General features: G+C 74.0%; 29 protein-coding genes and 1 pseudogene. 19 read left to right on the top strand and 11 right to left on the bottom strand.

Annotation, left to right across the window (positions count from 1 at the left end; translation table 11 throughout):
• On the top strand, positions 1–115 hold a 115-nt coding region (locus ACSMHG_RS18275; protein ID WP_435747305.1), incomplete at its 5' end, for an integrase core domain-containing protein.
• Between the two features lie 13 nt (positions 116–128).
• On the opposite strand, the gene ACSMHG_RS18270 is transcribed toward ACSMHG_RS18275, so the two are convergent.
• Together ACSMHG_RS18270 and ACSMHG_RS18265 are read right to left on the bottom strand one after the other, a co-directional pair.
• Entirely contained in the window at positions 129–425 is a 297-nt protein-coding gene (locus ACSMHG_RS18270; RefSeq protein WP_435747787.1) for a winged helix-turn-helix domain-containing protein, read from the bottom strand.
• Complete coding sequence (locus ACSMHG_RS18265; RefSeq protein WP_435747785.1) at positions 422–880, bottom strand: hypothetical protein; 459 nt, start codon at positions 878–880, stop codon at positions 422–424. The genes ACSMHG_RS18270 and ACSMHG_RS18265 overlap by 4 nt, the downstream gene beginning before the upstream one ends.
• 102 nt (positions 881–982) lie before the next feature.
• Here ACSMHG_RS18265 and ACSMHG_RS19555 point away from each other — a divergent pair, with 102 nt between their 5' ends.
• The 5 genes and pseudogenes from ACSMHG_RS19555 to ACSMHG_RS18245 all read left to right on the top strand — a co-directional run bounded on the left by ACSMHG_RS19555 (position 983) and on the right by ACSMHG_RS18245 (position 7,749).
• Positions 983–1,543 (top strand): hypothetical protein, encoded by a 561-nt coding sequence (locus tag ACSMHG_RS19555; RefSeq protein WP_494338341.1) that lies wholly within the window; start codon positions 983–985, stop codon positions 1,541–1,543.
• 12 nt (positions 1,544–1,555) lie between these two features.
• Positions 1,556–4,291: pseudogene (gene fdh, locus ACSMHG_RS18260) on the top strand (formate dehydrogenase); the annotation flags it as partial.
• The gene (locus ACSMHG_RS18255) at positions 4,291–5,274 is read left to right on the top strand and encodes a 4Fe-4S dicluster domain-containing protein (protein WP_435747781.1); all 984 of its coding nucleotides are present in this window, start codon (positions 4,291–4,293) and stop codon (positions 5,272–5,274) included. The pseudogene fdh and the gene ACSMHG_RS18255, both read left to right, overlap by 1 nt.
• The gene (gene nrfD / locus ACSMHG_RS18250; RefSeq protein ID WP_435747779.1) at positions 5,271–6,374 is read left to right on the top strand and encodes an NrfD/PsrC family molybdoenzyme membrane anchor subunit; all 1,104 of its coding nucleotides are present in this window, start codon (positions 5,271–5,273) and stop codon (positions 6,372–6,374) included. Before ACSMHG_RS18255 ends, nrfD begins: the two co-directional genes overlap by 4 nt.
• A gap of 136 nt (positions 6,375–6,510) precedes the next feature.
• Positions 6,511–7,749 carry a fatty acid desaturase family protein gene (locus ACSMHG_RS18245; protein WP_435747777.1) on the top strand — a complete coding sequence of 413 codons (1,239 nt, stop codon included), beginning with the start codon at positions 6,511–6,513 and terminating at the stop codon, positions 7,747–7,749.
• Positions 7,750–7,938: 189 nt separating this feature from the next.
• On the opposite strand, the gene ACSMHG_RS18240 is transcribed toward ACSMHG_RS18245, so the two are convergent.
• The 3 genes from ACSMHG_RS18240 to ACSMHG_RS18230 are packed head-to-tail and all read right to left on the bottom strand — an operon-like array spanning position 7,939 to position 11,128.
• Positions 7,939–8,775, bottom strand: a complete 837-nt coding sequence (locus ACSMHG_RS18240; RefSeq protein WP_435747775.1) for an MOSC domain-containing protein — start codon at positions 8,773–8,775, stop codon at positions 7,939–7,941.
• A gap of 29 nt (positions 8,776–8,804) precedes the next feature.
• On the bottom strand, positions 8,805–9,950 hold the full coding sequence (locus ACSMHG_RS18235; RefSeq protein WP_435747773.1) for an acyl-CoA dehydrogenase family protein: 1,146 nt from the start codon (positions 9,948–9,950) through the stop codon (positions 8,805–8,807).
• Positions 9,951–9,970: 20 nt separating this feature from the next.
• On the bottom strand, positions 9,971–11,128 hold the full coding sequence (locus ACSMHG_RS18230; RefSeq protein ID WP_435747771.1) for an acyl-CoA dehydrogenase family protein: 1,158 nt from the start codon (positions 11,126–11,128) through the stop codon (positions 9,971–9,973).
• Positions 11,129–11,300: 172 nt separating this feature from the next.
• Here ACSMHG_RS18230 and ACSMHG_RS18225 point away from each other — a divergent pair, with 172 nt between their 5' ends.
• Complete coding sequence (locus ACSMHG_RS18225) at positions 11,301–12,122, top strand: hypothetical protein (RefSeq protein WP_435747768.1); 822 nt, start codon at positions 11,301–11,303, stop codon at positions 12,120–12,122.
• A 171-nt stretch (positions 12,123–12,293) separates the two neighbouring features.
• Here the strand turns inward: ACSMHG_RS18225 and ACSMHG_RS18220 are convergent, their stop codons facing one another.
• Positions 12,294–12,695, bottom strand: coding sequence for a VOC family protein (locus ACSMHG_RS18220; protein WP_435747766.1), 402 nt, complete (start codon positions 12,693–12,695; stop codon positions 12,294–12,296).
• Between the two features lie 62 nt (positions 12,696–12,757).
• On the opposite strand from ACSMHG_RS18220, the gene ACSMHG_RS18215 reads away from it, so the two are divergent.
• The 4 genes from ACSMHG_RS18215 to ACSMHG_RS18200 all read left to right on the top strand — a co-directional run bounded on the left by ACSMHG_RS18215 (position 12,758) and on the right by ACSMHG_RS18200 (position 15,818).
• The gene (locus ACSMHG_RS18215; RefSeq protein WP_435747764.1) at positions 12,758–13,756 is read left to right on the top strand and encodes an aldo/keto reductase; all 999 of its coding nucleotides are present in this window, start codon (positions 12,758–12,760) and stop codon (positions 13,754–13,756) included.
• A complete protein-coding gene (locus ACSMHG_RS18210) occupies positions 13,753–14,121 on the top strand; it encodes a rhodanese-like domain-containing protein (RefSeq protein WP_435747762.1) in 369 nt (122 codons plus the stop codon). Before ACSMHG_RS18215 ends, ACSMHG_RS18210 begins: the two co-directional genes overlap by 4 nt.
• A complete protein-coding gene (rlmC, locus tag ACSMHG_RS18205) occupies positions 14,118–15,287 on the top strand; it encodes a 23S rRNA (uracil(747)-C(5))-methyltransferase RlmC (protein ID WP_435747760.1) in 1,170 nt (389 codons plus the stop codon). The genes ACSMHG_RS18210 and rlmC overlap by 4 nt, the downstream gene beginning before the upstream one ends.
• Positions 15,288–15,386: 99 nt before the next feature.
• On the top strand, positions 15,387–15,818 hold the full coding sequence (locus ACSMHG_RS18200; RefSeq protein WP_435747758.1) for a hypothetical protein: 432 nt from the start codon (positions 15,387–15,389) through the stop codon (positions 15,816–15,818).
• Here ACSMHG_RS18200 and ACSMHG_RS18195 read toward each other — a convergent pair.
• Entirely contained in the window at positions 15,799–16,194 is a 396-nt protein-coding gene (locus ACSMHG_RS18195) for a DUF2237 family protein (protein WP_435747756.1), read from the bottom strand. The genes ACSMHG_RS18200 and ACSMHG_RS18195 overlap by 20 nt on opposite strands.
• Before the next feature lie 110 nt (positions 16,195–16,304).
• On the opposite strand from ACSMHG_RS18195, the gene ACSMHG_RS18190 reads away from it, so the two are divergent.
• Genes ACSMHG_RS18190 through ACSMHG_RS18165 form a run of 6 tightly spaced genes read left to right on the top strand, consistent with a single transcriptional unit; the run spans position 16,305 to position 19,172 of the window.
• Positions 16,305–16,454 (top strand): hypothetical protein, encoded by a 150-nt coding sequence (locus tag ACSMHG_RS18190; RefSeq protein WP_435747754.1) that lies wholly within the window; start codon positions 16,305–16,307, stop codon positions 16,452–16,454.
• A gap of 36 nt (positions 16,455–16,490) precedes the next feature.
• Positions 16,491–17,003, top strand: a complete 513-nt coding sequence (locus tag ACSMHG_RS18185; protein WP_435747752.1) for a gluconokinase — start codon at positions 16,491–16,493, stop codon at positions 17,001–17,003.
• Between the two features lie 36 nt (positions 17,004–17,039).
• Positions 17,040–17,519, top strand: coding sequence for a hypothetical protein (locus ACSMHG_RS18180; RefSeq protein WP_435747750.1), 480 nt, complete (start codon positions 17,040–17,042; stop codon positions 17,517–17,519).
• The gene (locus tag ACSMHG_RS18175; protein WP_435747748.1) at positions 17,471–17,920 is read left to right on the top strand and encodes a TraR/DksA family transcriptional regulator; all 450 of its coding nucleotides are present in this window, start codon (positions 17,471–17,473) and stop codon (positions 17,918–17,920) included. The genes ACSMHG_RS18180 and ACSMHG_RS18175 overlap by 49 nt, the downstream gene beginning before the upstream one ends.
• Positions 17,917–18,435: a metallophosphoesterase family protein gene (locus ACSMHG_RS18170; RefSeq protein WP_435747746.1), complete on the top strand. Its 519-nt coding sequence runs from the start codon at positions 17,917–17,919 to the stop codon at positions 18,433–18,435. Before ACSMHG_RS18175 ends, ACSMHG_RS18170 begins: the two co-directional genes overlap by 4 nt.
• Positions 18,432–19,172, top strand: coding sequence for a catalase family protein (locus tag ACSMHG_RS18165; protein WP_435747744.1), 741 nt, complete (start codon positions 18,432–18,434; stop codon positions 19,170–19,172). Before ACSMHG_RS18170 ends, ACSMHG_RS18165 begins: the two co-directional genes overlap by 4 nt.
• Before the next feature lie 48 nt (positions 19,173–19,220).
• On the opposite strand, the gene ACSMHG_RS18160 is transcribed toward ACSMHG_RS18165, so the two are convergent.
• The 4 genes from ACSMHG_RS18160 to ACSMHG_RS18145 all read right to left on the bottom strand — a co-directional run bounded on the left by ACSMHG_RS18160 (position 19,221) and on the right by ACSMHG_RS18145 (position 21,808).
• A complete protein-coding gene (locus ACSMHG_RS18160; RefSeq protein WP_435747742.1) occupies positions 19,221–19,955 on the bottom strand; it encodes a hypothetical protein in 735 nt (244 codons plus the stop codon).
• 19 nt (positions 19,956–19,974) lie between these two features.
• Positions 19,975–20,400, bottom strand: coding sequence for a hypothetical protein (locus tag ACSMHG_RS18155; protein WP_435747740.1), 426 nt, complete (start codon positions 20,398–20,400; stop codon positions 19,975–19,977).
• Positions 20,401–20,546: 146 nt separating this feature from the next.
• On the bottom strand, positions 20,547–21,128 hold the full coding sequence (locus ACSMHG_RS18150) for a mismatch-specific DNA-glycosylase (protein WP_435747738.1): 582 nt from the start codon (positions 21,126–21,128) through the stop codon (positions 20,547–20,549).
• Positions 21,129–21,157: 29 nt separating this feature from the next.
• Positions 21,158–21,808 (bottom strand): GntR family transcriptional regulator, encoded by a 651-nt coding sequence (locus ACSMHG_RS18145; RefSeq protein ID WP_435747736.1) that lies wholly within the window; start codon positions 21,806–21,808, stop codon positions 21,158–21,160.
• Between the two features lie 226 nt (positions 21,809–22,034).
• On the opposite strand from ACSMHG_RS18145, the gene ACSMHG_RS18140 reads away from it, so the two are divergent.
• Positions 22,035–22,472, top strand: a complete 438-nt coding sequence (locus tag ACSMHG_RS18140) for a VOC family protein (RefSeq protein ID WP_435747734.1) — start codon at positions 22,035–22,037, stop codon at positions 22,470–22,472.
• A 1-nt stretch (position 22,473) separates the two neighbouring features.
• Positions 22,474–22,949 (top strand): gamma-glutamyltransferase (locus ACSMHG_RS18135; RefSeq protein WP_435747732.1); only part of this gene is annotated, 476 nt, incomplete at its 3' end.

The following is a 22,949-nucleotide window of genomic DNA, read 5'->3' as shown; positions in this document are numbered from 1 at the left end:
CAGCAACGAGGCCCGAGCGGCCGCTCTTGCGCCCTGGCTGAAGCACTACAACACTCAACGCCGCCACAGCGCACTCGGCGGACACCCACCGATCAGCCGCCTGATACCAACCTGATGGCCGAATACAACTAGGAGTCGCCGAGGATGGCGGTGAGCGCCCGCCGGTGCCGCTGGTACGCCGTGCGGCCGGCGCGGGTGAGCCGGTACGACGTGGTGGCCCCGCGCCCGCGGCCGGTCTTGGCGACCGACACGTAGCCGGCTTTCTCCAGCGCGGTCATCTGCTTGGACAGGTCGGAGTCGCTCACCTGCAGGTGCTCGCGGAGGAACGGGAAGGTCACTGAGCTCGCGGTCGACAGCACGGCCATCGCGGCCAGCCGCTTGGGGGCGTGGATGACCGGGTCGAGGTCCTCGAGGCCGCTCGTCACGAGAGCCGTTCCCGCACCCGCGCGGCCGCCGCGGCGTACGAGTGCTCGTGCAGCCAGAGCCCGACCGTCGCGAGGACGAACATCAGCGCCGAGGCCCACGCCCAGCCGGCCGTCTCACCGGTCCACCACACGGCGCCGAGCACCCCGGCGACGCCGACGAAGTAGAGCGCGAACATCGGGCCCATCCCCTTCGGCGCCCGCCGCAGGAGCGAGGGCATCGCCCCGCGGTACCGGGCGTACCAGGCGGAGAAGGCGCCGAGCGCGGCCAGCAGCACCACGAGGAGGCCGATCGCGGCGGGGAGGTGGTCCTCGGTCAGGCCCTTGGTGCCGGTCAGGCCGGCGAACCACAGCCCTGCGGCGGGGTGGTACCACCACGGCGTGGGCGGGTAGTCGATGTACGGCGCGGCCTCGGCGCGCTCGAGGTCGCGGAGCTGCTGGTGTCGGTTGCTTTCCATGATGGAAAGCATGTCACCTACTTTCCATGATGGCAAGTACTTCGGGTGGGTGTTGAGGTGACGGGTGGCGGGGTACCGTCCCCCGCACGAGGGAGGTGGCGGGTGACAACGTTCCTGGACTGGCCGGTGCTCCGGCAGCTGAGTGGCCGTGACCTGCTCGGCCGCGGCGTCGCCGCGCGGTCGAAGCAGACCGAGGCCACGACCGCCCGCACCGAGACCGCCGACCGGGTCGCCAACAGCGTCTGCCCCTACTGCGCCGTCGGCTGTGCGCAGAAGATCTTCGTCAAGGACGAGCAGGTCATCCAGATCGAGGGCGACCCCGACAGCCCGGTCAACCGCGGCCGGCTCTGCCCCAAGGGCGCCGCCAGCAAGAACCTCGTCACCAGCGACCTGCGCCAGACCACGGTCAAGTACCGCGCGCCGTACGCCACCGAGTGGAGCGAGCTCGAGCTCGACGTGGCGATGGAGATGATCGCCGACCGGGTGGTCAAGGCCCGCAACGACACCTGGCAGGACCTCGACGAGCGGGGCCACCGGGTGCGCCGGACGATGGGCATCGCGAGCCTGGGTGGGGCGACCCTCGACAACGAGGAGAACTACCTCATCAAGAAGCTCTTCACCGCGATGGGCGCGATCCAGATCGAGAACCAGGCGCGGATATGACACTCCGCCACGGTCCCCGGTCTGGGGACCTCGTTCGGGCGCGGCGGCGCCACCGGGTTCCTGCAGGACCTGGCCAACGCTGACTGCATCGTCATCCAGGGCTCCAACATGGCCGAGGCCCACCCCGTGGGCTTCCAGTGGGTGATGGAGGCCAAGGCGCGTGGGGCGAAGATCATCCACGTCGACCCGCGGTTCACCCGGACCAGCGCGCTCGCGGACACCTTCGTCCCGCTGCGTGCGGGCACCGACATCGCGTTCCTGGGCGGGATCATCAACTACGTCCTGACCCACGAGCTCGACTTCCGCGAGTACGTCGTGGCCTACACCAATGCCGCCACGATCCTCAGCGAGGACTTCGTCGACACCGAGGACCTCGACGGGCTCTTCTCCGGGTTCGACCCCGAGACCCGCACCTACGACCCCACCTCGTGGCAGTACGCCACCCAGCAGGACGACGGGGAGGAGCGCCAGGACCAGGTCGAGCAGCGCGAGACCGCCTCGGCGATGCAGCACGAGACCCACGGCGCCAGCGTCGAGGGCGACCCCCCGCGCGACGAGACGCTGCAGCACCCCCGCTGCGTCTACCAGGTGCTCAAGCGCCACTTCGCCCGCTACACCCCCGAGCTGGTCGCCGACACCTGTGGCGTCTCGCCCGAGGACTTCCTGGAGGTCTGCCGGGCCTTCGCGGAGAACTCCGGGCGCGAACGCACCACCGCGCTCGTCTACAGCGTCGGCTGGACCCAGCACAGCGTCGGCGTGCAGTACATCCGCACCGGGGCCATCCTCCAGCTGCTGCTGGGCAACATGGGGCGCCCCGGCGGCGGGATCATGGCGCTGCGCGGCCACGCCAGCATCCAGGGCTCCACCGACATCCCGACGCTGTTCAACCTGCTCCCCGGCTACCTGCCGATGCCGCACGCCGAGGAGCACACCTCGCTCGAGGAGTGGATCGACTCGGTCCGCCAGCCCGGCGCCAAGGGCTTCTGGGAGAAGGCCGGCGCCTACGGCATCAACCTGCTCAAGGCCTGGTGGGGCGAGCACGCCACCGCCGAGAACGACTTCTGCTACGACTACCTGCCGCGGATCACCGGCGACCACGGCACCTACCGGACCGTGCTCGACATGATCGACGGCAAGGTCAAGGGCTACTTCCTGCTCGGCCAGAACCCCGCCGTCGGGTCCGCCCACGGCAAGGCCCAGCGCCTCGGCATGGCCAACCTCGACTGGCTGGTCGTGCGCGACCTGTTCGAGATCGAGAGCGCGACGTTCTGGAAGGACTCACCCGAGGTCGCGACCGGCGAGATCGTGCCCGAGGAGTGCCGTACCGAGGTCTTCCTCATGCCCGCCGCATCCCACGTGGAGAAGGAGGGCACCTTCACCCAGACGCACCGGATGCTGCAGTGGCGGGAGAAGGCCGTCGACCCGCAGGGCGACTGCCGCTCGGACCTGTGGTTCTTCTTCCACCTCGGCCGGATGGTCCGCGAGCGGCTCGCCGGCTCCACGGAGGAGCGCGACCGTCCGCTGCTGGAGCTGACCTGGGACTACCCCCTGCACGGGGGGGCAGCGGAGTCCGGCTGGGGGGAGCCGGACGCCGAGGCGGTGCTCAAGGAGATCAACGGCTACGAGACCGCGACCGGCCGGCCGCTGTCGACCTTCACCGAGATGGCCGACGACGGCTCGACGCTCGGCGGGTGCTGGATCTACACCGGCGTGCTCAAGGACGGGGTCAACCAGGCCGCTCGCCGCCGGCCCGGCAGCGAGCAGGACTGGGTCGCCGCCGAGTGGGGCTGGGCGTGGCCGGCCAACCGCCGGACCCTCTACAACCGCGCCTCGGCCGACCCCGAGGGGCGCCCGTGGAGCGAGCGGAAGGCCTACGTCTGGTGGGACGCCGAGGCACAGCGGTGGACCGGCCACGACGTGCCGGACTTCGAGGTGACCAAGCCCCCGACGTACCGGCCCGAGCGGGGAACCGACGGGGTCGCCGGCATCTCCGGCGACGACCCGTTCATCATGCAGGGCGACGGGAAGGGCAGCCTCTACGTGCCGCAGGGACTGATCGACGGCCCGCTGCCGACCCACTACGAGCCGGTCGAGTCGCCGTTCCGCAACCCCGTCCACGGCCAGCAGGGGAACCCGACGCGCAAGGAGTACCCGCGCCGGGACAACCGGCTGAACCCCAGCCCGCCCGAGGACGGCAGCGGGGTCTTCCCGTTCGTCTTCACCACCAGCCGGCTCACCGAGCACCACACGGCCGGCGGGATGAGCCGGTACGTCGCCCGGCTGGCCGAGCTCCAGCCCGAGATGTTCGTCGAGGTCAGCCCCGAGCTCGCCGCCGAGCGCGGGCTGGAGAACGGCGGCTGGTGCCACGTCGTGACCGCCCGCGCCGCGGTGGAGGGCCGGGTCCTCGTGACCGAGCGGCTCAGCCCGCTGCGGGTCGAGGGGCGCACCGTCCACCAGGTCTGGCTGCCCTACCACTGGGGACAGGGCGGCCTGGTCACCGGCGACTCGGCCAACGACCTGTTCGGCATCTCGCTGGACCCCAACGTCCTCATCCAGGAGAGCAAGGTGGGCACCTGTGACGTCCTCGCCGGGCGACGCCCGACCGGCCGCGCGCTGGTGGATCTCGTGACGTCGTACCAGGAGCGGTCGGGCGTCCACGACGACCACACCGTGCCCATCGTGACCACCGGCCCCGCGGCCGGCAGCGACGACGAGGGCGACCCGACCGGCGAGGGAGGCGGCGCCTGATGAGCGGCCAGGTGAGCGACCGGGGGAGCGGCCTGCTGAGCCGGTGGTCGGTGAGCCCGAACTCGCTGTGGGGGCCGGTCGACCCCGCGGCCGACGCCGGCTACGAGGAGGACCGGCCGAAGCGGAAGGGCTTCTTCACCGACACCTCCATCTGCATCGGCTGCAAGGCCTGCGAGGTCGCCTGCAAGGAGTGGAACGACGTCCCCGCCGACCACTTCGACATGACGGCGACCTCCTACGACAACAGCCACTCGCTCAACGCCAACCAGTGGCGCCACGTGGCCTTCATCGAGCAGCCGCGAACCCCGCCGGCCGACCTCGGCATGCCGACGATGCGCACCGGCCAGGAGACCGGCGCGGTCGCCGACCCCGCCTCGACCGACGAGGCTGACAAGCCCGACTTCCGCTGGCTGATGTCCTCCGACGTCTGCAAGCACTGCACCCATGCCGCCTGCCTCGACGTCTGCCCCACGGGGTCGCTCTTCCGCAGCGAGTTCGGCACCGTGGTGGTCCAGGACGATATCTGCAACGGCTGCGGCTACTGCGTGCCGGCCTGCCCGTACGGCGTCATCGACCGCCGCAAGGGCCCCGACGGCAGCAAGAACGTCGGCATCGCGCAGAAGTGCACGCTCTGCTACGACCGCCTCGACGCCGGCCAGGCGCCGGCCTGTGCGCAGGCCTGCCCCACCCAGTCGATCCAGTACGGCGACGTCGAGGAGCTCCGCGAGCGCGCCGACGCGCGGGTGCAGAAGCTGCACGAGGCCGGGATCATGGACGCCCGCCTCTACGGCAACGATCCCGACGACGGCGTCGGCGGCACCGGCGCCTTCTTCCTGCTGCTCGACGAGCCCGAGGTCTACGGCTTCCCGCCCGACCCGGTCGTGACCACCAAGGACCTGCCGGCGATGTTCAACCGCGCCGGCGCCGCCGCCGCCGCCCTGCTCGTCGGAGCCGCGCTCGCCTTCGTGGGGAGGCGCCCGTGAGCACGCCGCCGACCCCGCCCCTGACCCCACCCTCCGCCGACACCCAGGCGACGCCCGGTTCCGCCGGCGACCGGCGCGGCACGGGGCGCGGCATGGGGAGCGGCCGGCGCCGGGGCATGAAGAAAGACCGCGGTGGCGGTCGGGGGGACCGCTCGGTTGTCCCGCCGGCGGAGTTCACCTCCTACTACGGCCGGCCGATCGTCAAGGCCGCGCCGTGGGAGCACGACATCCCGGCCTACCTCTTCGCCGGCGGGCTGGCCGCCGGGTCGTCGCTGCTCGCCGCGGGCGGCGACCTGACCGGCCGGCCCGCGCTGCGGCGTACCGGACGCCTCGCAGCCCTCGGCGGACTGGGCTTCTCGATGGTCGCGCTCGTCCACGACCTGGGCCGGCCCAGCCGCTTCCTCAACATGCTGCGGGTCGCCAAGGTGACCTCGCCGATGTCGGTCGGCACCTGGATCCTCTCGGTCTACGGGCCGTTCGCGGGCGCGGCGGCGGCCGGTGAGGCGGTCTCGATGCTGCCGCCGTCGTGGCGCCGCGGGCCGCTGCGCCTGCTGCCGTACGTCGAGCGACCGGCCGGCGTGGTGGCTGCTGTCATCGCGCCGGCCGTGGCGTCGTACACCGCCGTGCTGCTCTCCGACACCGCGACCCCGTCCTGGCACGAGGCCTACCGCGAGCTGCCGTTCGTCTTCGTCGGCTCGGCCGCGGCCGCCTCGGCGGGGATGGCGATGATCGGCTCGCCCGTCGACCAGGCCGGGCCCGCCCGCCGGCTCGCGGTCGGCGGCGCGGCGCTCGAGCTGGTGATGGAGCACCGGATGGAGCGGTCGATGGGGATCACCGCCGAGCCGCTGCACGAGGGCCGCCCCGGCCGCCTCATGCGGGCCGCGAAGCTCCTCACCGCGGCCGGTGCCGCGGGCTCCCTCCTCGCCGGCCGCAGCCGGGCCGTGGCAGCCGTCTCCGGCGCGGCCCTGCTCGCGGGCTCGGCGTGCACCCGGTTCGGCGTCTTCGAGGCCGGCCAGGCGTCCGCGGACGACCCCAAGTACGTCGTCGTCCCCCAGCGCGAGCGCCTCGAGCGCGAGGGCCCTGTCCGCCACCCCTCCTGACCGCCGAGGTGGCACTCCCGCACGGTCGAGGTGGCACTCCCGCACGGCCGACGGAGGCTCCGGCGGCAGATGACCGATTGGTCACATTCCGGTCCCTGGGCGAGTCACTCAGCGGCGATAGGGGAACCTGACCACCATGACGCTGACACGGGACGAGCGCACCACGACGGAAGCGACGGCACCCGCGGCGAGCGGCGAGAGCGCCGCCGGCGCCGGGGCGAAGGCCTATCCCGGCGGCCTCACCGCCGAGCAGGTCGAGGAGATCGGGCGCGAGCTGGAGACGATCCGGCAGGACGTCCTCGCCGACCGCGGCGAGGTCGACGCGACGTACATCCGGCGGGTGATCGCCGCCCAGCGCGCCCTCGAGCTGGGCAGCCGCGCGCTGCTCCTGGTGGGCAGTCGCAACAAGGTCGCCTGGCTGGTCGGGACCGTGGCGCTGGCGACCGCGAAGTCGCTGGACAACATGGAGATCGGCCACAACGTCCTGCACGGGCAGTGGGACTGGATGCGCGACCCGAAGATCCACTCCTCGACCTGGGACTGGGACCACGCCTCCCCGCCGGAGCAGTGGAAGCGCGCCCACAACGAGACCCACCACACCTACACCAACGTGCTGGGGATGGACAACGACCTCGGCTACGGCATCCTCCGCGTCGACGAGGCGCAGGAGTGGGAGCCCCGCCACCTGATCCAGCCGGTCTGGAACCTCCTGACCGCCTGCATCTTCGAGTGGGGCATCGCGATGTACGACCTGGAGTTCGGCGAGCACCTGCGCGCCAAGAAGAAGATGCCGCCGGAGAAGCGCGACGAGGTCATCGCCGCCCTGCGCAAGGTGCGCAAGCAGGTCACCAAGGACTTCGTCGTCCACCCGCTGCTCAGCGGCCGCGGCTGGCGCGCGACGCTCACCGCCAACGCCGTCGCCGTCCTCGCCCGCAACATCTGGTCGCACTCGGTCATCATGTGCGGCCACTTCCCCGAGGGTGTCGAGACCTTCGAGCAGCCCGAGCTCGACGAGCGCGAGACGAAGGCCGAGTGGTACGTCCGGCAGATGCTCGGCTCGGCCAACATCTCCGGCTCGAAGTTCATGCACCTGATGACCGGCAACCTCAGCCACCAGATCGAGCACCACTGCTTCCCCGACCTGCCGAGCCGCCGGTACGGCGAGATCGCGCCGCGGGTGCGGGCGGTCTTCGACCGCTACGGGCTGGCCTACAACGCCCGGCCGCTGCCCCAGCAGGTCGCCAGCGCCTGGCACAAGGTCATCCGCCTCTCGCTGCCCAACGGCTGGCTCGAGGAGACCAACCGCCGCAACCTCGGTCGGCAGCTGCGCAAGCTGGCCCGGCCGCAGCCGCCGGCCCTGCCCGCCGGCGCCTGACGGTGCTGCGGGCTGCTCGTCAGCCCCGCAGCGCGCCGGGCACGACAGCGACCGGGGAAGGCGCGCGGTCGTGATGTGCGACCGGCCGGCCCTCCCGGCCGCCGTCGGACGTACCCAACGGGGTCCCCGGGTCGGTCCCGCACGCTCAGGTGCGGCCCGCGTCCCACTGTTGAGTACGTCCGTCGACGGTCAGCCGGCGCTGACGACGCCCGGCGCGACCACCTCGGCGTCGACGCCGAGCACCAGGTCGCCGGTGGCCGGGTCACGGGGCCGGTACGCCGCCAGGGCGGCCAGCACGCGGCCGTCCCGCGCCCCCGTGACCGGGTCGACGTCGACCACCGCGCAGCGCGGGACGCGGGAGGTGACCCGCACCCGCGCGGAGCCGAGGGACACCTCCTGGCCGATCCAGCCGTCCTCGGCGTGCGGCTCGTCGGCATCCACGACGAAGGTGGGCCGGAAGCGGGCGGCCAGCGCGTCGAGGTGGTCTCGACAGGCTCGACCACCGGGGGTTCCGGCTCGACCACCGGGGGTTCCGGCTCGACCACCGGGGGTCCCGGCTCGACCACCGGGGGTCCCGGCTCGACCACCGAGCGCGTCGGCAAGCGCGCGCAGCGTCCCGGTCGAGACGAGCGTGACCGCGCCGGCGTAGACGATCCCGCCGCGGGGCGCGGCCGCCAGCCGCACCGGCTTGCCGAGGTGGGCCGACAGCAGGTCCGCGTGCGGCCCGGCCAGCAGCTCCAGCGCCACGCTCCGGCCCCAGTAGTCGCAGGTCAGCGTCGAGCCGGCCGGCTCGGACGGCCCCACGACCGCATCGCCGGTCGGCAGGGTGAGGGCCAGCCCGGACGCCGAGACCGACGCCGTGACGGCGACGAGCGACGGGTGCTGCACGGTGCGCAGCACCCGTCGCGCGTCGGTGTCCACCACGCACCACGCGCGGTCACCCACCGGCCCGAGCCGGTCGAGGGTGACGGCGTCGTACGCCTGGTGCCGGGTGCCCTTGACCGGCGCGAAGCCGGCCCGGACCACCCGCGGGGCGGGCGTCGGGGGAGACGGCGTCAGGGGAGCGGGTCCACTTCCTCGTGGTCGCCGACGGCGGCCGCCAGCGCACGGAGGTGGAAGGCACCGTCGCCCAGCAGGTGGTCGAGTGCGGTGAGCCGGCTGGTGTAGGCGCCGATGGAGTACTCCGCGGTCATGCCGATGCCGCCGTGGAGCTGAATCGCCTCCTGGCCGATGTGCCGTCCGGCGCGGCTGACCTGCAGGCTCGCCCGCTGCGCGGCCTCGGCGATCTCGGCGGGGGAGCCGGCCGCCACCACCATCGTCGCCCAGACCGCGAGCGACTTGGCGAACTCCAGCGAGACGTACATGTCCGCCGCGCGGAAGGTCAGCGCCTGGAAGGTGTTGAGCGTGACGCCGAACTGCTTGCGCGAGGTGAGGTACGCCGTGGTCGTGCGCAGCGCCGTCTCCATCGCGCCGACCGCCTCGTTGCAGGCCATCACGCGGGCGATGTCGGTGACCGTGGAGATCGACGCGGCGACGTCCGCGCCGGCCTCGCCGAGCGGCGTGGCCGGGGTGCCGTCGAAGGAGACCTTCGCGGCGCGGCCGCCGTCGTGGGTGGCGTAGCCCTCGCGGGTGAGGCCCGGGGCGTCGCCCGGCACGAGGAAGAGCCCGGTGCCGCCGGACGGCAGCATCGCGCTCACCACGAGCAGGTCGGCGCGGGCGCCGTGCAGCACCGGCTCCTTGGTGCCGGCCAGGACCCAGGACCCGCCGTCCTCGGCGGCGGTCACGGCGGTCGCGTCGTTGGCCCAGCGGCGGCCCGGCTCGGCGAGGGCGGGCGCGAGCAGGCTCTCGCCCGCAGCCAGGGCGCCGAGCACCTCGGCGCGCTGCTCGGCCGTGCCGACCGCGCTCACCAGGCCGCCCGCCCACACCACGGAGCTGAGGTACGGCTCCGGGGCGACCACGCGGCCGAGCTCCTCGGCCACGATCGAGATCTCGACCGGGCCGGCGCCGACCCCGCCGTCGTCCTCGCTGAACGGCAGGCCGAGCAGGCCCATCTCGGCCATCCGGCCCCACTGCTGCTCGTCGAAGCCGGGGTCCTCGGCGACGGTGCGGCGCCGGGTCTCGTAGTCGGAGTAGGCCTTGCCGACCAGGCCGCGCACGGCCTCGCGCAGCGCCTGCTGCTCCTCGTCGTAGGTGAAGTCCATGGTGGAAGTCCCTCTCCCTCTCAGAGTCCGAGGATGGTCTTGGCGATGATCTGGCGCTGCACCTCGTTGGAGCCGCCGTAGATCGACGCCTTGCGGAGGTTGAGGTACGCCGGGGTGGCGCGGCGGGCCCACCACGGGAGGTCGCTGCCGTCCCCGGCGCCGGAGGCCAGCGAGGCCGGCCCGGCGAGGTCGACGACCAGCTCGGAGACGGCCTGCTGCAGCTCGGTGCCCTTGAGCTTGAGCACCGACGACGCGGGGTGCGGCTTGCCGTCGGCGGAGTGGGCGACGACCCGCAGCGCGGTGAGCTCGAGCGCGAGCAGCTCGTTCTCCAGCTCGGCGATGCGACTGGCGGTCAGCGGGTCGTCGAGCTGGGCGGTCTCGCGAGCCCACTCCTTGGCTTGGGCGAGGACCCGCTTGGTGGCGCCGACGGGCGCGACCCCGACGCGCTCGTTGCCGAGGAGGAACTTGGCCTGGGTCCAGCCGGAGTTGAGCTCGCCGACCATGTTCTCGACCGGCACCCGGACGTCCTCGAACCAGACCTCGTTGACCTCGTGGCCGCCGTCGATCAGCTCGATCGGGCGGACCGTGAGGCCCGGGGAGGTCATGTCGATGAGGAGCATCGAGATGCCGGCCTGCTTCTTCACGTCCGGGTCGGTGCGGACCAGGGTGAAGATCCAGTCGCCGTACTGACCCAGCGTGGTCCAGGTCTTCTGGCCGTTGACCACGAACTCGTCGCCGTCGCGCACCGCGGTGGTCCGCAGCGAGGCCAGGTCGGAGCCGGCGTCGGGCTCGGAGAAGCCCTGGGACCACCAGATGTCGAGGTTCGCGGTGGCCGGCAGGAAGCGCTCCTTGATCTCCTGGGAGCCGAACTGCGCGATCACCGGACCGATCATGGAGGCGTTGAAGGCCAGCGGCGCCGGCACGTTGGCGCGCTGCATCTCCTCGTGCCAGATGTGGCGGCGCAGCGGCGACCAGTCCTGACCACCCCACTCCACCGGCCAGTTCGGGACCGCGAGCCCGTGGGCGTTGAGCACCCGCTGGCTCTCGACGATCTGGTCCTTGGTGAGCTCCCGGCGCTCCGCGACGGCGTCGCGGATCTCCTGGGGGACCTCGGTGGTGAAGAACGTCCGCATCTCGTCACGGAACGCGGCGTCCTCGGCGGACAGCTCCAGCTGCATCGGCAACCCTCCCGGCTCGGTGGCACGGCCCGGCGACCGTGCGGGCCCAACGTAGTCCGAACGGCACAACCCTGCGCGGCCCCATGGCCCGGTCGGGTGGTTCCTCCCGGCGAACGGCCAGGGTTGGCCCGGACCTGTGGAGCAAGAGGACTCTCAGCCGTCCCATGGATCCATGACCCCCCACACCCCCCAGCCGACCGCCCGCCGCGTGCGGACCACCGCGGTCTCCCTGGCCATGGCCGCCGTCCTCTCGGCCGGCAGCCTCGCCACCGCCGCCCCGGCCTTCGCCAAGCCGGACCACGCCGGCAAGGGCGGCCCCGCTGCCGTCGCCGGGCAGCCGAGCAAGGGCGGAAAGCCCACGCACGTCGTCAAGGGCGGCAAGTCCGAGGCGGCAAAGGTCGCCCGGGAGCTGCGCAAGTTCACCCTGAAGGTCGCCCAGCTCGACCGTCGTCTTGCCGGTGCCGTCTCGGCGTCGCGGCTGGCCCGCCTGGACGAGCTCGACCGTGAGGTCGTCCTCGCCAACGTCGAGGCCGACCGCGAGGACCTGGCGCTGCTCGCCGAGGACGTCGCGGCGCTCACCACCGCCGGCGAGGTCAAGGCCGCGACCAAGGAGCTCAAGGCCTTCCGCGCGGAGCACTACGTGCTCGTCGTGAACTTCCTGCGTCAGGCCGCCGAGCTCGCCGTCGAGGTCGCGGACGCCGAGGCCGCGGGCGTCGACGTCACCGAGGTGCAGGCGCTCCTCGACGACGCGGTCGCCGCGCTGCACCTGGTCACCGCGCAGTCCGACCGGTCCGAGCTGCGGGACGCCAAGAGCGTGCTCGAGGACGCCCGCGAGCTCCTCGAGGAGCTGCTCGAGGCGGCCGAGGAGCCCGTCGAGGAGGAGCCCGTCGTCGAGGAGCCCACCACGGACCCGACCACGGACCCGACCACGGACCCGACCACGGACCCGACCACGGACCCGACCACGGACCCGACCACGGACCCGGTCGTCTGACCGTCCGACCCGACCAGCCGGGCCCGCGCGACCGAGGGGTGGCGCGGGCCCGGCCCCGTCCCAGGACGAATCGGGACTCCTGACCGTCGAGTCGGGAGCTGTGACCGTTCAGTCGCCCGAATGAACGGTGACAACCCCCGACTCGACGCCTCGGGGCGCCGGCGTGGATGGTCAGCCGATGTCCACCAGCCACTGCACGCCGTACCGGTCCTTGAGCTGGCCGAAGACGTCGCCCCACATCTGCTTCTCGAGGGGCACCTGCACCTCGCCGTCCTCGGCGAGGGCCTCGAACCACCCGCGCAGCGTCGACTCGTCGTCGCCGTTGAGCGCCAGGGTGACTGTCGTGTCGCCCGGGGCCAGCGTCATGCCGGGCGGGAGGTCGGAGGCCATGAGCACGAAGCCGTCGTCGGTCTCCAGCACGGCGTGCATGACGCCGTCCGCATCGGGGCCCTCCATGCCCTGGTCGCCGAAGGTGGTCAGCTCCAGCCGGCCGCCGAGCACGGAGCGGTAGAAGGTCATCGCCTCGCGGGCGGTGCCGTCGAGGTGCAGGTACGGGTTGAGTCGAAGGGTCATGCCCACCCCGACCCGACGGCGCCGCCGAACTCATCGTTGGCCGCGTCGGCGAGGATGGACCCATGGAGCACCGCACCCTCGGACGGACCGGCCGCGACGTCTCGGTCGTCGGCCTCGGCACCTGGCAGCTCGGAGCAGACTGGGGCGAGGTCAGCGAGGCCGACGCCCGCGCGGTCCTCGAGGCGTCGGTCGCCGCGGGCGTCGACCTCGTCGACACCGCCGACGTGTACGGCGACGGCCGCAGCGAGCAGGTCATCGGCGCGTTCCTGCGCGACCACCCGGACCGCGAACGGATCACCGTCGCGACCAAGATGGGCCGCCGCGTCGAGCAGGTGCCGGAGAACTACCGGCTCGAGGCGTTCCGCGAGTGGACCGACCGGTCGCGTCGCAACCTCGGCGTCGACACCCTCGACCTGGTGCAGCTGCACTGCCCGCCGAGCGCCACCATCGACGACGACGCCACCTACGACGCGCTGGACACCCTGGTCGCCGACGGCGCGGTCGCGGCGTACGGCGTCTCGGTGGAGACCGCCGAGCAGGCGCTCGCAGCGATCGCCCGGCCGCACGTCGCGAGCGTGCAGATCATCCTCAACGCCTTCCGGCTCAAGCCGCTCGACCGCGTGCTGCCGGCCGCCGCGGAGGCCGGCGTGGGGATCATCGCGCGGGTGCCGCTGGCCTCGGGCCTGCTGTCGGGCCGCTACGACGAGCGGACGACGTTCGCCGCCGACGACCACCGCACCTTCAACCGCGACGGCAGCGCCTTCGACCAGGGCGAGACCTTCTCCGGGGTCGACTACGGCGCCGGGGTCGAGGCGGCGCGCGAGTTCAGCCGCCTCGTCGCCGAGCACGGCCCCGAGGGCGCCACGGCCGCGCAGGTCGCGCTCGCCTGGGTCTGGCAGCAGCCCGGCGTCAGCACCGTCATCCCCGGTGCCCGCAACACCGAGCAGGCGGCCGCCAACGCCGCCGCCGGCGAGCTGCCGCCGCTCGCGCCCGCGCTCCTCGACGGCGTGCGCGAGCTCTACGACCGCTCCTTCCGCGCGGCGGTGCACCACCGGTGGTGAGGTCGCTCGTGGCCCTGGTCGCCGCCCCGCTGCTGCTCCTGCTCGGCGCCTGCGCCGACGGCTCCGAGATCGGCAACCTGATCGCGGGGAAGAGCCTCGGCGAGGTCGGCGTCATCGACGTCCGCACGCCTGAGGAGTACGCCGCCGGCCACGTCGAGGGCGCGGTCAACATCGACGCGGGCGCCGAGGACTTCCGCGAGCAGCTCGACGCCCTGCCGCGCGACCAGTACTACGTCGTCTACTGCGCCACCGGCCGCCGCGCGGCCCTCGCCGTGGCGGCCATGCGTGACCTCGGCTTCGGCAGCGTCACCAACGGCGGCGGCTACGAGGGCCTGGTCGAGCAGGGCGTGCCGACCAGCGGATGAGCGGCCCGACCCCGCCCCTGCCGCCCCCCGTGCCCCTGAGCCGGTCGGTGGCGGCGCACTGCGGCTACTTCGACGCCGGCACCTGCCGGTCCTGCACGCTGCTCGACCAGCCGTACGACGCGCAGCTCGCGGGCAAGCAGCGGGAGGTGGCCGGCCTGCTCCCGCCGCTGGAGTGGTCCGCGCCGGTGGCGAGCACGCCGGCGGGCTTCCGCAACAAGGCCAAGATGGTGGTCGGCGGCACGGTCGACGCCCCGACGCTGGGGATCCTCGACGCCACCGGCTCGGGCGTGGACCTGCGCGAGTGCCGCGTCCACGCAGCCGGCCTGCACGCGGCCCTGCCGGTGCTGGCCGACTTCGTGACGCGCGCCGCGCTCACGCCGTACGACGTCCCGGGCCGGCGTGGCGAGCTCAAGCACCTGCTGGTCACCGAGTCGCCGGCCGGGGAGCTGATGGTCAGGTTCGTCTGCCGCAGCCAGGAGCCGGTCGCCCGGCTGCGCAAGCACCTGCCGTGGCTGCTGGAGCGGCTGCCGGTGGCCGTCGCGTCGGTGAACCTCCAGCCCGCGCACAAGGCGGTCCTCGAGGGCGAGCGGGAGATCCTGCTGACCGACCACACCACCCTGCCGATGCACGTGGCGGGGGTCGACCTGCACCTGCGGCCGCAGAGCTTCTTCCAGACCAACACCGCGGTGGCCGCGCGCCTCTACGAGCAGGCGGCGGCCTGGACGGCCGAGGTCGCGCCGGCCACGCTGTGGGACCTCTACTGCGGCGTCGGCGGCTTCGCGCTGCACCTCGCCGCGCCGGGGCGCTCGGTCACCGGCGTGGAGATCTCCCCCGAGGCCGTGCGCTCCGCGGAGCACAGCGCCGCGGCGCTCGGCCTCGACGGCGTGCGGTTCCTGGCCGGCGACGCGACGGCGTACGCCCTCGACGCCGCTGCGCCGCCCGCGCTCGTCGTCGTGAACCCTCCTCGCCGCGGCATCGGCGAGCAGCTCGCCGGGTGGCTGGAGCGCTCCGGCGTCGAGCACGTCCTCTACTCCAGCTGCAACGCCCGCACCCTCGCCGCCGACCTGGGCGCCATGCCGTCGCTGCGGCCGGTCCGTGGCCGGCTGCTGGACATGTTCCCGAACACCCACCACTACGAGGTCCTGCTCCAGCTCTCGCGGGGCTGAGCCGTGAGCCCGCTCGGGGCGTATGACGCACGCCGCACCCGGGTCGGGCGGGGCGGACCGCGGGGCGCTCGGCGACCCGGGGGACCGTAGCCTTGCCGGGTGGCCGAGGACTACTGCGAGCTGTGCGACCTCCCCCTGAGCCAGTGCGTCCACGGGCAGCCGAAGCCGGCGCCGGTGGAGAAGAAGGCGCCGGCGCCCCGGGTGCGCACGACGACGCCCCGGACGCCGGCCCGCGTGCCCGGCACGCCGACCCGGTCCGCGCCGCGGCGGTGGACCTCCCCCGAGGAGCTCAAGGCGCCGATCGTGGCCCTGCTCCAGGAGTCCGGGGGCGAGCTGCCCGCCGACGACGTCTTCGGCGAGCTCGAGGAGCGGATCGGCGAGCAGCTGCGCGCCGGCGACCGCGAGCCCTCGCCGCAGGGCGAGCCGCGCTGGCAGCTCGCCGCCCGCAAGGCCCGCCGAGCGCTCCAGGACGAGGGGCTCGTGGAGGCCGGTACGCCGGGCGTGTGGCGCCTCAGCCCTCGAGCGCGCTGAGGTCCGGCGGCACGTCGACGGCGTGCTCGCGGAGGATCTCGATCCGCACGACCTCGAGCGCCCGCTCGTTCGTCGCGGCGAGCACGACCGGTGCCGCCGCGCCGGCCTGGTAGGACTGCAGCCACCGGCCCGCCACGACGCACCACGGGTCGCCGGGGTGCAGCCCCGGGAAGTGCCACTCCGGCCGGGGCGTGGTCAGGTCGTTGCCGACCGAGCGCTGGTGGTCGAGGAACTCGCGGGTCATCACCGCGCAGACGGCGTGCAGCCCGGCGTCGTCGGGACCGCACGCGCAGCTGCCGTCCCGGTAGAAGCCGGTCATCGGGTCGGTGCCGCACGGCACCAGGTCCCCACCCAGGACGTTGCGCTGCGCTGCCATGGCGCCAGCGTAGGAGCCGGGCCGGGCCCCGGCGTGGGCGACCGGCCGGTGCGGGGAGCGGGCCCGGAAATGGGTGGCGGGGAGCGGAGCGGCTGGCCGACGATGTCGTCATGGTCTCCGCCCCCGCCCCGACCGCGCGCCGTCGCGGTGCGTGGCGTGCGCTGAGCTCGGAGGAGAAGCAGGCCCGGCTGCTCCTGCTGAGGGAGCGCCAGCGCCGTCAGGTGGAGGCCGAGATCCGGCGGCTCGACGCGCTGGTCTGAGGGCGGGCAGTCGGCTGCCCGGCGTACGGTGGCGGCATGACCCAGCCCCTCGTCGTCATGGGCATCTCCGGCTCGGGGAAGTCGACCGTCGGTGCTGCCCTCGCCGCGCGGCTCGCCGTGCCGTTCGCGGACGCCGACGACCTGCACCCGGCCACCAACGTGGCGAAGATGGCGCGCGGCGAGGCCCTCGACGACGACGACCGGTGGCCGTGGCTGGAGGAGGTCGCCCGGTGGCTCGGCGAGCACGCGACGGGCGGGGTGATGAGCTGCTCGGCCCTGCGCCGGAGCTACCGCGCCGTGCTCCGGCGGCACGCGCCCGTCGGCTTCGTCCACCTCGCCGGCGACCGCGAGGTGATCGAGCGGCGGGTGCACGCCCGGACCGGCCACTTCATGCCGGTCTCCCTGCTCGACTCCCAGCTCGCGACCCTCGAGCCCCTGGCGGCGGACGAGGACGGCGTGGTCGTCGACGTCGACCAGACCGTGGAGGAGATCGTCGAGGAGGCGCTCGCCGAGCTGGTCCGCCGGAACGGAGACCACCCGCAGGGGTGAGGTTGGGCCGAGGTGACGCGCGGGTACGGGCCACGCATGTCGATCCTCACGCTGGCGACGCGCACCGCCTCGGTGATCCGCCCGCAGGCCCTTCCCGTCGAGGGTCGGCTCTTCCGCCGCGGGCTCGAGGAGCCGCTCGGCCACCCGTTCGTCGACGAGGACGGCACCGACGACGTGGTCGTCGTCGAGGCCCGCGACGCCCTCCCGCGCGGCGCCGAGCCCGGCGTCCACGGGCTCACGGTCGAGGTGTCGCGCGCCGACGGCAGCACCCTCCAGCTCGTGTTCTCCGGGGGCAGCTGGGCGCGGATGGGCCTGCGGATGTGGGGTGACGCCGGCCGCGAGTGGACGCTCAGCGGGGTGCTCCCCAGTGCCGACTCCGAGTCCTCCGACAGCGACGGGCTGATGCTGGCGGCCCGGCGCGTGGGCGGCCACACCTACGAGCTCGCGGTGGCGCTGCCCGACGGCGAGTGGCAGGAGTTCGCCTGCCTGCTGCTCAGCACGCGGGTCGCGGCCTGAGCGCCGCGCCCGCACCGGCCGAGGAGCCGCGCGCCTCGGCGTACGCGGTGCTCGCCGACGAGCTGGCCGAGCAGCTGGGCGAGCAGCTGGCCGAGGAGCATGCCTTGGTGACCCGCCGGCTCGCGGCGATGCGCGGCGACTTCACCGGCATCGTCGAGGCCTCGCGGGACACCAACGCCGACGACGAGCACGACCCGGAGGGCGCCACGATCGCCTTCGAGCGCTCCCAGCTCGACACCGTCCTGCGGCAGACCGAACGCCGACTCGCGGAGGTGGAGGCGGCCCTCGCCCGGCTCGCCGACGGCTCCTACGGGACGTGCGAGTCGTGCGGGCAGGCCATCCCCGCCGAGCGGCTCGAGGTGCGGCCGGCCGCCCGACGCTGCGTGCCCTGCGGCGGGTGAGCGCCGTGGACCTGGTGCTGATGGCCGACACCCACCTGCCGAAGCGGGCGAAGGACCTGCCGGACCAGCTGTGGTCGGCCGTCGACGCGGCCGACGTGGTGGTCCACGCCGGCGACTGGGTGGACGAGGAGACACTCGACCGCCTCGAGGCGCGCTCCCGACGGCTGGTCGCCTGCTGGGGCAACAACGACGGACCGGGGCTGCGGTCCCGGCTGCCGGAGGTGGCCCGCGCCGAGCTGGACGGCCTGCGGATCGGTGTCGTCCACGAGACGGGCGGCAAGCAGGGGCGCGAGCAGCGCGCCGACGCGGCCTACCCCGACCTCGACGTCCTCGTCTTCGGCCACAGCCACATCCCCTGGGACACCACCACGCCCGGCGGGCTGCGCCTGCTGAACCCCGGCTCGCCGACCGACCGACGGCAGCAGCCGCACTGCACCTACCTGACCGCCCGCGTGGCGGACGGCGACCTGCACGACGTCGTCCTCCACCGACTGCCTCCGAGGAGGACGCGATGACCGACGCCGCGCGCACCGACCCCACGGGCACCGACCCCACGCGCACCGAGCCCGCGCACAGCCACGGCCTGCTCGCGCTCCCTGCCCGGGCCGGTGGAGCCGTCCTCGCCACCGCCGTGCGGGGGATCTCGCTGCGGCCGGCGCAGAAGCCGATGCACCCGGTCGGTCGGGTGCTCCGCGGCCGCCTGGAGCGGCGGGGGCTGGAGCCGGGCACGGGTGTGCCGTTCCTGGACCGTCCCGGTGCCGAGGAGGTCGTGGTGCGCGAGTCCAAGGGGATCGGGCTCCCCGACGGCCTCCCCGACGTCCACGGCCTGGCCATCCGGGTGCCGGCGGAGGGCCAGCTCGACGGGTCGCCGGACGGTCGCCACGGTGACCTCCTGCTGGCCACCAACGGCTGGGGCGCGGTGACACGGTTCCTCGTGCTGCCGTCCGCGGGGATGACCACCCGACCGCTCACCACGCTCATGCCCTACCGGACCCCGACGGGGCCGCAGCTGATCGGCGCCCGGTACGTCGAGCGCGACCACGTGCTCCTCGCCGTCGCCAGCCCCCGCTCGGCGTGGCGGGTCTTCGCCGACCTCCACCTCGAGCCCGTCGATCCCGCCGCTCCGGACCGGGACGACCCCGCCCTGGAGTTCGACCCGCTCGTCAACGAGGTCCCGGGGCTCACCAGCTACGACTGGGCGCGACGGCTGCGCGCCCCGGCGTACCGCACGGCCCGGCGCTCGCGGCGCTGACGCCCCGCGCCGCGCCCCGCACTGACGCCCCGGACCCGCTGCGACCGCTCACCCGCCGGCCGGGTCGAGGGTCCAGCAGTAACGGCTGGTCGGCACCAGGTCGAGGTCCCGGTCCGCCCCGAACCGGCTGACGCTGGCCAGCATCTGCTCCATCCGTGAGGCCAGCTCGGCGTCGTCCCCGCCGCTGCCGTAGAAGGCGTGCAGGTCGGTGGCGGCGGCCATGGGGAAGAGCTCCTCGACGACCGCGCTCACGGCCGGCGCGCCGGCCGTCACCGGGGCTTCGACGACGTTCTGGACGTAGCCGAACGTCGCCTGGGTCTTGATGGCGACCGGCGTGTGGTCGACCAGCCAGCGGTGCCGCCACTCCGCCTCGTCGAGGTCGGCGGGCCGGCGCAGCACGGCGACGTTCGCCAGCGCGTCGACCCGGGTGCCGTCGGGGGAGACCGGCGGCTCGAGCGGCCGCCTCTCCTGGACCTGCCAGCCCACCGCAGCGGCCCCCCGGTCGCCGGCCGCCTCGGCCACGGCGCTCACCACCACGTCCGCTGCCGCGGCCGGGTCGCCCGCCACCCAGACCGACACCGCCGCGGCGACGGGGTCCTCGCCGCTGCTGATCCGCATGGCGGGGCGGACGGCCTCGTCGGCGAGGTTGACCTGGAGGGCGGTGGCGCCGGCCGCGGCGAGGCGCTGCCGGAGGTTCGGGTCCTCCAGGAGCAGCCCGCGCAGGACCGGCAGCAGCGTCGCCGCGTCGTCGGCGCACCGGACGAGGAACAGCAGCTTGGTCATCCGGGGACCGTAACGGCGCTCATGCGGAGCGGGGGAGGCCTGCGTCGTCCAGTGGGACCGCGACGACGTGGTCGTCGGTGGCCAGGTAGACCACCTCGACCGGCAGCCGGGCCGCCCGGGTCGCGGCGTACAGCTCCCGGGCCCAGGCGAGGTCCTCGGCGTCCGGACCGCCGCGTCCGGGGCGGGAGCGGAGGAAGGCGACCCGTGATCCCACGGGGAGGAGGTCGCCGGTGAGCCCCTCGAGGAACGTGCCGAACGACGCCGCGGTGCCCTCTCGGGGCAGGCCCGCGCAGTCGTCGATCTCGGTCAGGTGGCCGAGCGGCCGGTCGTCGGGGCCGATGAACATCAGCCAGGTGCTGGTGCGGGTCCAGCCGAGGGGCTGCATCAGGGCGCGCCACGCGCGGACCAGGTCGGACTGGGTGCGGATCAGGGGTGCGAAGGTCATGCCCCCGACCCTCCCCGCGCCGCACCACGTGCACGACCGGCTCTCCACAAGAGCTGCGGATGAGCTGCGACAGGGCTCGCCGGTGGACGGAAGCTGGGCCGTGCAGGGCTCCCACCTCGACCGTGCGGGGCTCCCACCTCGACGGGTCAGGGCAGCACGCCGGCGGCGCGGGCGGGCGCGGCGTAGGCCTCGGCCAGCGAGGCCACGGTCTCGTGGGCGTTGAGCCCGCTCGGGTTCGGCACGACCCACAGCTCGGCGCCGCCGAGCGGCTCGGGCTGGCGCCCGGCGACCGCCTTGGGCAGCGAGAAGGCCGCGCGGTACGCCGTGATGCCGGCGACCGCGACGACCCGGGGGCGGGTGCGCTCGATGGTGGCCACGAGGCGCCGGCCGCCCTCGCGGAACTCCTCGCGGCTGATCTCGGAGGCTTTGGCGGTCGCTCGGGGGACGACGTTGGTGATGCCCACGCCGCGGGAGCGCAGGTGCTCGCGGTCCTCGTCGGTCATGCCGGCCGCGGGGTCGATCGGCCGCTCGATGATCCCGGCGCGCAGCAGGGCGGGGTAGAAGCGGTTGACCGGGTGCGCGAAGTGGGTCTGGGTGGCCGCGGTCCACAGGCCGGGGTTGATCCCGACGAACAGCAGCCGGAGGTCGGGCCCGAGCAGGTCGGGGACGACGTGGTCCCGGAAGGACTCGAGCTCGGCGCGGGTGAAGCGGCGGGACGGCGCAGGCACGAGCGCAGGATGTCAGGGCCGGGCGTCGCTCATTCGGGGCGGGGGCCGCCCTGGTGGGCGTGCCGGTCGGCCAGGTGGCGGCGCATGAGCATGCACGCCAGCTCGCTGTCCCGGTCGAGGGTCGCCTGGATGATCGCGGCGTGTTCGTCCCAGGAGGGCTCGACGGCGGCGCTCTTGCCCCCGACCAGGTGGTGGGCCTGGTTCCGCACCGCGCGGAGGGTGTCGGTGAGGAACCGGGAGCCGGCACCGGTGCCGAGGAGCTCGTGGAAGACCTCGTTGAGCTCCACGAGGACGTCGTGGTCGCCGGCCTCGGCCGCCGCTGCTCCGCGCTCGAGGGCCTGCTGCAGCGCGTCCATGACCTCCGGGTCGTTGCGCTCGACGGTCTGCCGCACCGCGATGAGCTCCAGCGCGACGCGGACCTCCCGCACGATCGACAGCTCGTCGCCGTCGAGCTCGACGACCCGGACCCCGCGCCGGGGGAGCGACTCGAGCAGGCCCTCGGCCTCCAGCCGACGGAAGGCCTCGCGCACCGGGAGCCGGGAGACTCCGAGGCGCTCGGAGATGCTGAGCTCGCTGAGCCGCTCCCCGGGCGCGACCTCCCCGCTGAGGATCAGGCGCCGCAGCTCGTCGACCGTCTCGTTACGGAGCGACCGGTGCCTGCTGCCGACCGATGTGCTCACCGTTGACATCTGCTCACGTCCCTACGCCGGCTGGCTACTGGATACCGAAGGCCGCCTTCTCGAGCTGGTCGGCCGCACCCAATCTAGGGCATGCGGTGGCGACCGGGGAGAGGCAGCGGGCAGCGGATCGGCACGAAACCGCGCCGGGACAGGGGGTGCCTGGTCCGTTACACACGGTTCACACGGCGCGACACCACCAGCAACATGTCCTGGATACAACATCCACATGACGGCTACCTACTCATCCATCCCTCCCACCGCCGCAGGCGTGGTCGCGGTCCGCCAGCTCGACCACATCGTCCTGCGGGTGGCCGACCCCGAGCGGGCGGTCGCCTGGTACGTGGAGAAGTTCGGCTTCCTGGTGCACCGGCTCGAGGAGTTCCGGGCGGGCACGGTCCCGTTCCCCTCGGTCGAGATCTGCCCCGGCACGATCATCGACCTGGACGGTCGCAAGGAGGCCACCGGGACGAACCTGTCGCACTTCGCGATCGAGGTGGACCCGGTCGACCTGGTCGCGCTGAAGGAGTCCGGGGTCTTCGAGGTCATCGACGGCCCGTACCGACGCTGGGGCGCCCGCGGCCCGGCGGACCTCGTCTACGTCGCCGACCCCGACGGCAACACCATCGAGCTGCGCCACTACGGCCCCTCGCAGGTCGAGGCCTGACGTGACCCGACACCTGGCGCGACGCGCCGTGGCCACCGGCGCCCTCGGCGCGGTCGCAGCCGGGTCCCGCACCGCGAGCGCGATCGGCCTCGCCGCGCTCCTCGACGGCGGCAACGCCTTCGACGCCGCGGTCACCGCGGCGCTGGCCGAGACGGTCGCGCTGCCGTCCAAGTGCGGCCTGGCCGGGGACGTCGTCGCCCTCTACCGCCGGGCCGGTGACTCCGAGCCCACGTCGCTGGTCGCGCTGGGCGGGGCGGCCGCCGGCCTCCACGACGCCGCCGCGGCGCGGGGCTGGGACGTCCCGGCCACGGGCGGGCTGGCGGTCGGGGTCCCGGGCGCCCCGGCGGGCTACGACCGGCTGGCCTCGCTCGGCGTGCTCGGGAGGGCGCGGCGGGGGGGGGGGGGGGGGGGGGGGGGGGGGGGCGGGGGGGGGGGGGGGGGGGGGGGGGGGGTGGGGGCGGGCGGGGCGGGGGCGCT

Origin of the sequence: Nocardioides ureilyticus (assembly GCF_051280745.1) — a bacterium.
Taxonomy (GTDB): Bacteria; Actinomycetota; Actinomycetes; order Propionibacteriales; family Nocardioidaceae; genus Nocardioides.
This window is presented reverse-complemented; position numbering and strand designations above follow the sequence as displayed.